This is a genomic window from Streptomyces sp. 8K308 (assembly GCF_004348315.1).
GTDB lineage: Bacteria > Actinomycetota > Actinomycetes > Streptomycetales > Streptomycetaceae > Streptomyces.
The window spans coordinates 1-11,648 of record NZ_SMKC01000229.1; the positions used below are offsets into that span (position 1 = coordinate 1).

8 protein-coding genes and 1 pseudogene are annotated in these 11,648 nt (G+C 72.1%); 1 reads left to right on the forward strand and 8 read right to left on the reverse strand.

Going from position 1 to position 11,648, the window contains the following annotated elements:
• Positions 1-28 precede the first annotated feature (28 nt).
• Positions 29-2,863 (reverse strand): preprotein translocase subunit SecA, encoded by a 2,835-nt coding sequence (gene secA, locus E1265_RS25415; RefSeq protein ID WP_132933337.1) that lies wholly within the window; start codon positions 2,861-2,863, stop codon positions 29-31.
• A 135-nt stretch (positions 2,864-2,998) separates the two neighbouring features.
• Here secA and E1265_RS25420 point away from each other — a divergent pair, with 135 nt between their 5' ends.
• Positions 2,999-4,189 carry a crosslink repair DNA glycosylase YcaQ family protein gene (locus E1265_RS25420; RefSeq protein WP_132933338.1) on the forward strand — a complete coding sequence of 397 codons (1,191 nt, stop codon included), beginning with the start codon at positions 2,999-3,001 and terminating at the stop codon, positions 4,187-4,189.
• Positions 4,190-4,200: 11 nt separating this feature from the next.
• Here E1265_RS25420 and E1265_RS25425 read toward each other — a convergent pair whose 3' ends face one another.
• The 7 genes and pseudogenes from E1265_RS25425 to E1265_RS25455 all read right to left on the reverse strand — a co-directional run.
• Complete coding sequence (locus E1265_RS25425) at positions 4,201-4,920, reverse strand: response regulator transcription factor (protein WP_243741098.1); 720 nt, start codon at positions 4,918-4,920, stop codon at positions 4,201-4,203.
• 143 nt (positions 4,921-5,063) lie between these two features.
• Positions 5,064-5,756, reverse strand: a complete 693-nt coding sequence (raiA, locus tag E1265_RS25430; RefSeq protein WP_132933340.1) for a ribosome-associated translation inhibitor RaiA — start codon at positions 5,754-5,756, stop codon at positions 5,064-5,066.
• Positions 5,757-6,003: 247 nt separating this feature from the next.
• A complete protein-coding gene (locus E1265_RS25435; protein WP_132933341.1) occupies positions 6,004-6,771 on the reverse strand; it encodes a phosphoribosyltransferase family protein in 768 nt (255 codons plus the stop codon).
• A gap of 78 nt (positions 6,772-6,849) precedes the next feature.
• Positions 6,850-8,709 carry an LpqB family beta-propeller domain-containing protein gene (locus E1265_RS25440; RefSeq protein WP_132933342.1) on the reverse strand — a complete coding sequence of 620 codons (1,860 nt, stop codon included), beginning with the start codon at positions 8,707-8,709 and terminating at the stop codon, positions 6,850-6,852.
• Complete coding sequence (gene mtrB, locus E1265_RS25445; RefSeq protein ID WP_132933343.1) at positions 8,699-10,552, reverse strand: MtrAB system histidine kinase MtrB; 1,854 nt, start codon at positions 10,550-10,552, stop codon at positions 8,699-8,701. The genes E1265_RS25440 and mtrB overlap by 11 nt, the downstream gene beginning before the upstream one ends.
• Position 10,553: 1 nt before the next feature.
• On the reverse strand, positions 10,554-11,231 hold the full coding sequence (mtrA, locus tag E1265_RS25450) for a two-component system response regulator MtrA (protein ID WP_132819589.1): 678 nt from the start codon (positions 11,229-11,231) through the stop codon (positions 10,554-10,556).
• Positions 11,232-11,254: 23 nt separating this feature from the next.
• Positions 11,255-11,648, reverse strand: a pseudogene (locus E1265_RS25455) (S-methyl-5-thioribose-1-phosphate isomerase); the annotation flags it as partial.

The window sequence follows — 11,648 nt, forward strand, 5'->3', positions numbered from 1 at the left end:
GGTGGGTGGGGGAAAAGAGCACCGCCCGTCACTTCTTGCGGCGGCGGCCGCCCTTCGCCGCGCGACGCCGCTCCGCACGCGTCGTGCCATCACCGCCGGCCCCGGACCCGGACCCGGCCCCGCCGTCCGACTCGAAGTCGCCCTCGACCACGCCGCCCGCACCGTCCACCGTCGGAGCCGAGAAGTGCAGCCGGTCCGCCCGCTGCGGCGCGTCAAGGCCCTTGGCCCGGATCGCCGGCCGCGCCCCGGCCGGCACCGGCGCCGGCTCCTCGCCGCCGCCGGCCGCCGCCGGCTGCTTTTCGCCGCCCTGCACCGGCACCTGCTCGACCTGCCGCTCCACCTGGACCTCCAGGTTGAACAGGTAGCCGACCGACTCCTCCTTGATCCCATCCATCATGGCCGTGAACATGTCGAAGCCCTCGCGCTGGAACTCGACCACCGGGTCGCGCTGCGCCATCGCCCGCAGGCCGATGCCCTCCTGCAGGTAGTCCATCTCGTAGAGGTGCTCACGCCACTTGCGGTCGAGCACCGAGAGCACCACCCGCCGCTCGAGCTCCCGCATCACCTCGGCCCCGAGCTCCTGCTCCCGCCTGTCGTACTGCTGGGAGATGTCCTCCTTGATGGACTCGGCCAGGAACTCCGGCGTGAGGCCGTCCCGGCCGCCCGCCTCCTCCTCGAGCTCCTCGATCGTCACCGAGACCGGGTAGAGCTGCTTGAACGCGCCCCACAGCCGCTCCAGGTCCCACTCCTCGGCGAACCCGCCGGCCGTCTCGGCCTGCACGTACGCGTCGATGGTGTCGTCCATGAAGAACCGCACCTGCTCGTGCAGGTCCTCGCCGGCCAGCACCCGGTGCCGCTCGCTGTAGATGACCTCGCGCTGCCGGTTCAGCACCTCGTCGTACTTCAGCACGTTCTTGCGGATCTCGAAGTTCTGCTGCTCGACCTGGCCCTGCGCCGAGGCGATGGCGCGGGTGACCATGCGGTTCTCGATCGGCACGTCGTCCGGCACGTTGGCCATGGCCATGACGCGCTCGACCATCTGCGCCTTGAACAGACGCATCAGGTCGTCGCCGAGCGACAGGTAGAACCGGGACTCGCCCGGGTCGCCCTGACGGCCAGAGCGGCCGCGCAGCTGGTTGTCGATCCGCCGCGACTCGTGCCGCTCGGTGCCGAGCACGTAGAGCCCGCCGAGGTCCTTGACCTCCTCGAACTCGGCCTTCACCGCCTCCTCGGCCCGCTCCAGGGCCTCCGGCAGCGCGGCGGCCCACTCCTCGACGTGCTCCACCGGGTCGAGGCCCTTGCCGCGCAGCTCGCTCTCGGCGATGTCGTCCGGGTTGCCGCCGAGCTTGATGTCGGTGCCTCGACCGGCCATGTTCGTCGCCACCGTGACGGCGCTCTTGCGGCCGGCCTTGGCGACGATCGCCGCCTCACGCTCGTGGTTCTTGGCGTTGAGCACCTCGTGTCGCACGCCCCGCTTGTTGAGCTGCTGGGACAGGTACTCGGACTTCTCCACCGAGGTGGTGCCGACCAGCACCGGCTGGCCCTTCTCGTGCTTCTCGACGATGTCGTCGACGACGGCCGCGAACTTGGCGACCTCGGTGCGGTAGATCAGGTCGGACTGGTCCACGCGGGCCATCGGCCGGTTGGTCGGGATGGGGACCACGCCGAGCTTGTAGATCTGGTGGAACTCGGCGGCCTCGGTCATCGCCGTACCGGTCATGCCGGCGAGCTTGCCGTAGAGGCGGAAGTAGTTCTGGAGGGTGATCTTGGCGAGCGTCTGGTTCTCGTCCTTGATCTTCACCCCCTCCTTCGCCTCGATCGCCTGGTGCATGCCCTCGTTGTAGCGGCGGCCGGCCAGGATGCGGCCGGTGTGCTCGTCGACGATCACGACCTCGCCGTCGAGAACGACGTAGTCCTTGTCCTTCTTGTACAGCTCCTTGGCCTTGATGGCGTTGTTCAGGTAGCCGACGAGCGGGGTGTTCACGGACTCGTAGAGATTGTCGATGCCCAGCCAGTCCTCGACCTTGGTGACGCCCGCGTCGTGGATGGCGACGGTGCGCTTCTTCTCGTCCACGTCGTAGTCGCCGCTCTCGGCGACCTGCCTGGTGGGGACGGCCGGCTCGCCCTTCTCCAGACGCTGCACCAGCTTGGCGAAGTCCGCGTACCACTTGGTGGCCTGGTCGGCGGGGCCCGAGATGATCAGCGGGGTCCTCGCCTCGTCGATCAGGATCGAGTCCACCTCGTCGACGATCGCGTAGTTGTGGCCGCGCTGCACCAGCTCGTCCTTCGACCATGCCATGTTGTCGCGCAGGTAGTCGAAGCCGAACTCGTTGTTGGTGCCGTAGGTGATGTCGCAGGCGTACTGCTCACGGCGCTTGGCGGGCGTCATCCCGGCGGTGATGCAACCGACCGACAGGCCGAGGAAGCGGTGCACCCGGCCCATCCACTCGGAGTCGCGCTGGGCCAGGTAGTCGTTGGTGGTGATCAGGTGCACGCCGTCGCCGGAGAGCGCGTTCAGATAGGCGGGCAGGGTGCCGACCAGCGTCTTGCCCTCGCCGGTCTTCATCTCGGCCACGTAGCCGAGGTGCAGCGCGGCGCCGCCCATCAGCTGGACGTCGTAGTGGCGCTGGCCGAGCACCCGCTTGGCGGCCTCGCGGACGGTGGCGAACGCCTCGGGCAGCAGGTCGTCCAGGCTCTCGCCGTCCGTGTAGCGCTCCCTGTACTCGTCGGTGAGCGCCCGCAGCTCGGCGTCCGTCAGCTCAAGGAAGTCCTCTTCAATGGAGTTCACCTGGTTGGCGATGCGTTGCAACCTGCGCAGGATCTTGCCTTCGCCTGCACGCATGATCTTGTTGAAGACGGACACGAGGGCTGGTCTCCTTGCCGGTCGGGCCTGGCGCCGATAGGGATGCGCGGGCACAGCGAGATATGGCCCCGCCGCACCGGCCATGGTATGCGAGCGTCGCGACGAGTGTCAGTGGTGCGCTCTACGATCGCTCGCATGACTGCCGCACAGCCGCTCCAGCTCTCAGCGGACGAAGCCCGTCGGATCGCCCTCCGCGCCCAGGGCCTGCTCGGCGCACCAGACCGGGCGGGGGGCGTGCGAGGCGTGTTGCGCCGGCTCGGCGCCGTCCAGCTGGACACGATCTCGGTGCTGGCCCGCTCGCACGAGCTCCTGCCGTACGCGCGGCTCGGCGCGGTGGGCCGGGCGGCCGTCGAGGAGGCGTACTGGTCGGGGGGCCGCTCCTTCGAGTACTGGTCGCACGCGGCCTGTGTGCTGCCGATCGAGGAGTGGCCGCTGTTCGCCTTCCGGCGGCGGGCCTACCGGGCCCGAAAGTCCTGGCACCACGAGCTGGCCCCTGGCGCCTACGAGAAGGTGATCGCCCAGCTGCGCGCCGAGGGCCCGCTGACCGCCACCGAGCTGGGGGGAGCCAAGAACGGCGGTCCCTGGTGGGACTGGAGCGACGCCAAGGTCGCCGTCGAGCGCGCGCTGGTGTTCGGGGACGTGGTGTGCGTCGAGCGGCGCGGCTGGAAGCGGGTCTACGACCTGGCCGAGCGCGCCATCCCGGGCGAGCTGCGCCACGACGACCTGCCGGACGCGGAGTGCGTGCGGCGGCTCGTCGCCCAGGCCGGGGCCGCGATGGGAGTGGCCACGCTGGCCGACCTGGCGGACTACCACCGGCTGAGAATCGCCGAGGTGTCGGCGGTCGTCGAGGACACGGGTCTGGTGCCGGTGGTCGTCGGGGGCTGGGGCCCGCACCACGAGGCCTGGGCGGATCCGGCGGCGCTGGCCGCCGCGCCGCGCGGCCGGCACCGCACCACGCTGCTCTCCCCGTTCGACTCGCTGATTTGGGACCGGCCGCGCACCGAGCGGATCTTCCGCTTCACGCACCGGCTCGAGGCGTACGTGCCGAAGCCGAAGCGGGTCTACGGCTACTTCGCGATGCCGCTGCTGGCCGGCGGGCGGCTGCTCGGCCGGGTGGACCCGGCGCGCGAGGGCGACACGCTGGTCGCCAGGCACGCGGCCTTCGAGGGCGGCGAGGCGCGCGGCCGCAAGGCGATACCGGCGATGGCCGAGGCCCTTGCGGAGGCCGCCCGCTGGGTGGGCTGCTCCCGGGTCACGGTGGAGCGGGTGACGCCGGCCGAGCTGCACGCCCCGCTGGCCGGCGCCCTCGCGGAGGTGACCGTGTAACACCACCGGCCTCAGCCGGTCTCCAGGTCCAGGATCTTCTCGCGCATCGCGTAGACCACGGCCTCCATCCGGGAGTGCAGCTGCAGCTTCTCCAGGATGTTGCGCACGTGGTTCTTCACGGTGTTCTCGCTGATGAACAGCTTCTTGGCGATGTCCCGGTTGTTCTTGCCCGTGGCCACCAGCTTGAGCACCTCGAGCTCCCGGTCGGTGAGCTTGGGCGCCGGCACCAGGCGCCGCTCGTCGGTGCGCTCGATCATCGACTTGAACTCGGTGAGCAGCTTGGCCGCCATCGAGGGACTGATCTGGGACTGCCCGTCGGCCACGGCCCGGATCGCCGCGGTGACCTCGTCGGTGGAGATCTCCTTGAGCAGGTAGCCGGTCGCGCCCGCCTTGATGGCGTCGTAGAGGTCGGCCTCCTCGTCGCTGATGGTCAGCATGATGATCCTGGCGCTCGGCGCGACCTCCTTGATGGAGGTGCACGCCTCGATCCCGCCCCTGCGCGGCATCCGCACGTCCATCAGCACGATGTCCGGCAGCAGGTCGGCGGCCTTCTCGACCGCCTCGGCGCCGTCCCCCGCCTCGCCGACGACCTGGATGTCCTCCTCCTGCGCGAGCACGATCTCGAGCCCGCGCCGGAACAGCTCGTGGTCGTCGACCACCAGCACCCGGATCGGCTCGCGCTGCTCGGCCGCCGAGGCCGTCTCCCCTTCGCCGGGCCGCTCCCGAGGCATCGTGGGCCCGAAAGTGTCCACCATCGCTCCTCCCCCTACGGCCGAATCCGACCGAGCCCACGCCGTCTGCCACGCTCGGCGACCTCATGATTCCATGGCGACACCCCTCGCCGAATCCGACGAGGGGTGCCTTTCGGTCTCCGTCAGCCGCCCAGCGCGCCGCCCGCGCCCTCCGGCACGCTCTCCGCCAGCGGATCGGCCTCCAGATGGATCACGCCGTAGTCGTAGGCGTGCCTGCGGTAGACGACGCTCGGCTGCTTGGTGTCCGCGTCGATGAACAGGTAGAAGTCGTGCCCGACCAGCTCCATCTCGTAGAGCGCCTGCTCGAGTGACATGGGTGCCGCGAGATGCGTCTTCTCACGGACCACCAGAGGACCGTCCCCCTCCACGACGACCGAGCCGAGGCGCCGCACGGGCGGACGCGCCGGCGCGAGGTACGCCGGCTCGGGCGGGGGTGTGCCGTTCAACCGAGCCGCGTCCGGGACCGCGGCGGCGACCTCGCTGGCCGGGATACGGTCCCGGCCCCTGCGGCAGCGGCGCTTGTCGTGCTGCCTGCGCAGCCGCGACTCAAGCTTCTCGGCCGCCAGATCCAGGGCCGCGTACGGGTCGGCCGCGGAGGCCTCCGCCCGCACCACGGGACCCCGGTGCCGCAGGGTGATCTCCACCCGGTCGGAACGGTCTGCCTGACGTGGGTTGTGCTCCTTGGACACTTCCACGTCGAGGCGGGTCACCTTGCCGTCGATCCTCTGGATCTTGTCCAGCTTCAGCTTCTCGGCCACATGCCGCCGGAATCGCTCCGGCACCTCGGTCTTGCGGCCCTTGACGACGATGTCCACGCAGAACTCCGTTCCCGGAGGCGCCGCGGCACTGCGGCTCCTCCGTGTGGTGCACTGTGCCGATGGTGCCGGTGTCCTCGGCTCCCGCCGGCGTTACCTCGGGGTTACGGGTTTCACCTCTTTCTCCCCCGGCACGAAGATCAACACCCCAACGTCCTCAGGGTGATCACGACCACTTGCAAACCCCGGGAAATTCACATCTCCACTTATGTAACGAACGTACCTCTGTGAAAGGTGCCCCGGCACCCTAGAAGCCGCGAGATCTTCCCGGTCTCTCGACGGGACGTTCCTCGTCACCCGGCCGCTCGCCCCGGGCCCGCTCGCCGCGCGGCTCCGCCGCCGAGGGCCCGGCGACCACCGCGGCGCCGAGCGGCACCCCGCCGGCGGCGCGCACCGCCCGGGCCGCCTCGGCGAGCGAAGCACCCGTGGTCACCAGGTCGTCCACCAGCAGCACCGGCTCCCCCGCCGGCAACGCGCCGGGCCGCGCCGTCAGCGCCCCGGCGAGATTGGCGGAGCGCCGCGCCGCGGGGAGCCCGGCCTGGTCCGCCACCCGGCGGCCCTGCCGCAACACGGGCCGCACCCGCACCGCTAGCCCCTCGCTCCGCAGCCGTCCGGCGGCCGCGAGCGCCATCCGGCGCACCGGGTCGTGTCCGCGCCGGGCCACGGCCGCGCGCGCGGAGGGCACCGGCACCAGACTCACCACCCGCCCCGCATCGACCGCCCCGGCGCACGCCGCGCGGGCGCTCAGGGCCAGCGTCCGGCCCAACGGGCCGGCCAGCGGCAGCACCCCACGCTCCTTGTGCGCGAGCAGCACCGCGCGCGCCTGGTCCCGGTAGTCGACGGCGGCGTAGACGGCGGGCAGCCCGGCCGGCTCGGGGCGGAGGACCACCCGGCGGGCCCGGCCGCCGGTGAGCGCCGCCAGGCAGGGCTCGCAGAGCACGGCGCGCGCCTGGCCACAGCCGGCGCACGCCGTCGGCAGGATCAGGGAGCCGATCTCCTGCCACCAACCGCGCATGAATCCACCGTGACGGACAGGACAACTCCCTGCCAACCCCCCGTAGGGAGGTTTCCGGCCATTCCGCCGCGACCGCCGTCAGCCGGCGTAGACCGGGGCCGAACCCCGTGAGCCGACGACCTTCCACTGCGAGCGGTCCTGGAGCCAGGCCACCCCGTCCAACGTCTCGGCCAGCAGCGGCAGGTCCTCGTTCTCCGCGGCCGCGACGCCCGTGACGTCGTTGAGCCCGGGCACCGTGGGCGTGTTGACGGTCGAGCCGTCGGAGCGCACGTACATCAGCTGCTCCACGCCGTCCGCCGGCCGGCCCACCACCACGAGGCGGCTGCCGCCGGCCCAGGAGACCGCGGCCACGTCCTCGAGCCGCGGCGTCACAGGGCGCAGCCCGGTGACGGACAGCTCGGTGCCCTCCGCGCCCTCGGCGCGCTCGATCCGGCCGAGATGCAACCTTGCGCCGCCGTCGGCCTCGCCGATCAGCATCGCGATCCGCACCCCGTCCGAGGCCGCCCGCAGCGCCTCGATCCGCTGGCCGTCCCGCAGCCCCTCGACCGGGACCTCGGTCGGCGTCCCCCGACCGTCGGCCAGCCGCAGCAGCCCGGGACCCGCCGGGTCGCGGTCGGCGACCCACAGGTCGCCGAGACCGTCCCAACTGGGCGCGGACAGGCCGGCGTGCTCCCCGCCGGTCGCGCTGGTGGCGAGCACCTCGGGCCCGGTGTCGTCCTCGTTGGAGAGTGGGGCGACGTACAGCGTGGAGCCGTCCGCGCTCACCCCGGCCGCCTGCTCGCCGTCCCGCCGGATCGCCACGGCCCGCAGCCCGCCCTCGGCCTCGTCGAGGGTGCCGGGCACCGGCCGCAGCGAGGGCTGCTCCTCGCCCTCGACCACCTGCACCAGGTCGCCGTCCTCGTCGAGGAAGTACGGGCGGTTCAACTCGCCGGCCAGCAGCCCGGGCGCGTGCTCACGAGCTCCCGCCTCGGTCTCCTCGCACAGCGGCGTGCCGTCGTCGTCGAGCAGCCTGGCCTCGGTCACGTCCACCGACGCCACGTCCCGCACGGTGTGCAGCAGCTGGGCCGCCATCCGCTCGCAGCGCTCGCCTGGCCAGTCGGACGGCACCCCCGTCAGCCACACCGAGATCCCACCCGACTCGTCTATCGCCGGCGCGCGGTCCTCCGCCACCCCGGCGCTCGCCGGGAACGCGGAGGCCACCGCGGGGGACAGCCACTCGCTCGGCCCCTCGAGCAGCGTGCGGACGCTCTCGCCGACCGGGTCTATCCGCCGACGCACATAGACCGGGTCGGCCACCAGCACGTCCTCACCGTGCTCGACCCGCCGCCCCTCGGGCCCCAGCTCGGCGTAATAGAACGTGTTGACGGAGCGGTAGATGCGGCGGAAGTCCGCCTCGCCGATCACCAGGCCGTCGGGCAGCGCGTCGATCCGCCACTGGTCGTCCACCCGCCGCAGCAGGAACGTCGCCTGGTACTCGCCTGCCTCCGGCGAGTACACGTGCGCCTCGTCGACGGTCGCGAGCCTGCTGCCCGTCAGCTCCACCCGCATCGTCTGACCGTCGCCCGAGGCCGCCGGATCGTCCGCCCCGGGGATCCGCAGGTCGGCGCCGCTGGAGAGGATGGTGGTGCTGGCGAACGGGTCCCACTCGCCCCGCCGCCGCGGCGTCAGGTACTCGCGTGCCGTCTCGAAGTTGACCTCGTCGCTGGTGATCGCCTCCAGGAAGCCCCGGACGATCGCCTGCGGCAGCGCGCCCTCGGCCGGCGGCACCCCGTACACCCGCACCTGCGGCTCGCCCTCGCCGTCCGAGTCGGCGCGCTCCGACGCGTCCACCCGCTGCACCGGGCCGCTCGACGGCATCGACGCGCAGCCGCTCAGCACCAGCCCGACCGCCGCGCACCCCGCCGCCGCCCGCCACCGCGGGCGCCGCTCACTCCTCATGACCGCCCTCACCCCGCGCCTCACCGCCGGCCGCCACCGGCTGCCCCAGCTGCCCCGGCTCCCCGGCCCGCGAAGCCGGAACCACCGCCGCCGCCGCCGCGTGTTCGCCACGTGCCCGCGCCTCGCGCCTGGCCCGCGCGTCCCGCGGTTCGAGCGGCAGCGGCGACCCCCGCAGCGGCTCGCCGGCGGTGCGCGGCAGCGTCAACCGGAACTGGGCGCCGCCGCCCGGCTCGCCCCACGCCTCAAGCCAGCCGCCGTGCAGGTGCGCGTCCTCCAGCGCGATGGAGAGCCCGAGCCCGGTGCCGCCCGTGGTCCTGGCCCGCGCCGGATCGGCCCGCCAGAACCGGTTGAACACCCGCTCCGCCTCCCCGGTCCGCAGCCCGATGCCGTGGTCGCGCACCGCGACCGCCACCGCGTCGCCCTCCCGGCTGGCCGCGAGACGCACCACCACGTCCCGGCCCTCGCCGTGCTCGATCGCGTTGACCACCAGGTTCCGCAGCACCCGCTCGATCCGCCGCGCGTCCACCTCGGCCACCACGGGCCGCTCGGCGCCCCGCACCAGCAGCCGGCTGCCCCGCCGCTCGGCAAGCGGCTCGGCGCCCTCGACCACCCGGTTGACGACGTCCCGCAGGTCGGTCAGGTCGGCCTCCAGATTGGCCGCGCCCGCGTCGAACCTGCTGATCTCGAGCAGGTCGGCGAGCAGCGACTCGAACCGGTCGAGCTGGCTCAGCAGCAGCTCGGCCGAGCGCGCGGTCACCGGATCGAACTCGCCGCGCGCCTCGTGGATCACGTCCGCCGCCATCCGCACCGTCGTCAACGGGGTGCGCAGCTCGTGCGAGACGTCCGAGACGAACCGCCGCTGCATCCGCGACAGCTCCTCGAGCTGCTGGATCTGCAGCTGGAGGTTCCGCGCCATCTTGTTGAACGACTCGCCGAGCCGGGCGATGTCGTCCTCGCCGCTGACCTTCATCCGTTCCTGGAGCCGCCCGGCGGCCAGCCGCTCCGCGATCCGCGCCGCCATCCGCACCGGCGTCACGACCTGCCGCACCACGAGCCAGGCGATCGCGCCGAGCAGCACCACCACGAACAGCCCCGCGGTGGCGATGGTGCCGGTCACCAGCGACAGCGACTCCTCCTCCTGGGTGAAGGGGAAGAGGTAGTAGAGCTGGTACCAGTTGCCCTGGATGTCGGTGAGCCGGCGCCCGATGATCAGCGCCTCCTGCGAGGAGCCGTCGAGGAAGTCGATCCGGCCGTACTGGCGGTGCGCGTCCGTCGAACGGTCAAGCGCCTCCCGCAGCTCCGTCGGGATGAACTGCTCCGGCATCCGCAGGTCCCCGTAGGCCCGGGCGCCGCGCGGCGCCTGCCCCGAGCCGCTGTCCGCCTCGCTCACGAACGGCGTGCCCGACAGCTGCGAGGGCAGCGCCACCACGTAGAAGACCCCGCGCCCGCCGCTGGACAGCTGCTCGACGATCCCGTTCAACCAGGCGTTGGGGTCGACGGTCTGCCCGGCCACCGCCTCGGCGCTGTCGCCGTCCCCGGTGGCCAGCTCGCTCGCCACCGCGAACCCGCCCTCGGCCTGGCTCTGCGCCGTCTGCCGCTTGGCCTCGAGCAGACCGTTGCGCACCTGGCCGATCACCACGATGCCGAGCACAAGCACCACGGCCAGGGACATCACCAGCGTGGTGGTCACGACCCGCAGCTGGATGTTCCGCCGCCACAGCCGCCGCACGGAGAGCAGCGGCCCGCTGGCCCAGCGGCCGAATATCCGGATAGCGGGCTGGGCCCCGGTCGCCGCCCCTTCGGTCAGCAGCCGGGAACCATGCCACCACAGCCGGTCCGCCACGTCAGCTTGACCCGGCCTTGTAGCCCACGCCGCGCACGGTCACCACGATCTCCGGGCGCTCCGGGTCCTTCTCCACCTTCGACCGCAGCCGCTGGACGTGGACGTTCACCAGCCGGGTGTCGGCCGCGTGCCGGTAGCCCCACACCTGCTCGAGCAGCACCTCGCGGGTGAACACCTGCCACGGCTTGCGCGCCAGCGCCACCAGCAGGTCGAACTCGAGCGGCGTCAGCGAGATCGCCTGGCTGCCGCGCTTGACCGAGTGGCCCGCGACGTCGATCACCAGGTCGCCGATGGCCAGCTGCTCGGGCGCCGGCTCCTCGGAACGGCGCAGCCGCGCGCGGATCCGCGCGATCAGCTCCTTGGGCTTGAACGGCTTGACGATGTAGTCGTCGGCGCCGGACTCGAGGCCCACGACGACGTCGACCGTGTCACTCTTCGCCGTGAGCATGACGATCGGCACCCCGGACTCGCCCCGGATCAGCCGGCACACCTCGATGCCGTCCCGGCCGGGCAGCATCAGGTCGAGCAACACCAGATCCGGCTTGATCTCACGGAAGGCGGCGAGGGCCTTGTCCCCGTCGGCGACGAAAGACGGCTCGAACCCCTCCCCGCGCAGCACGATGCCGAGCATCTCGGACAGAGCGGGGTCGTCATCGACGACGAGTACACGTCCCTTCATGCCTTCATCATCCCATCCCCTGATCAGGACTTAGTCGAACGTGATCTGGAACACACTTCCGCCAGCGTGCCGTGATCCACCGGCGACACCACCCCATGTTCCGTCACGATCGCCGTCACCAGCTCCGCCGGCGTCACGTCGAACGCCGGGTTGTACGCCTGCGTCCCCACCGGCGCCACCGGCACCCCCGGCCTGACGTCCGTCACCTCGTGCCCCGGACGCTGCTCCACCTGGATCCCCGCCCCGTCCGGCGTCGCCAGGTCCACCGTCGACACCGGCGCCACCACGACGAACGGCACCCCGTGGTGCTTGGCGAGCACCGCCAGCGGATAGCTCCCCACCTTGTTCGCCACCGAGCCGTCGGCCGCGATCCGATCCGCCCCGATCAACACCGCGTCCACCTCCCCCGCCGCGAAC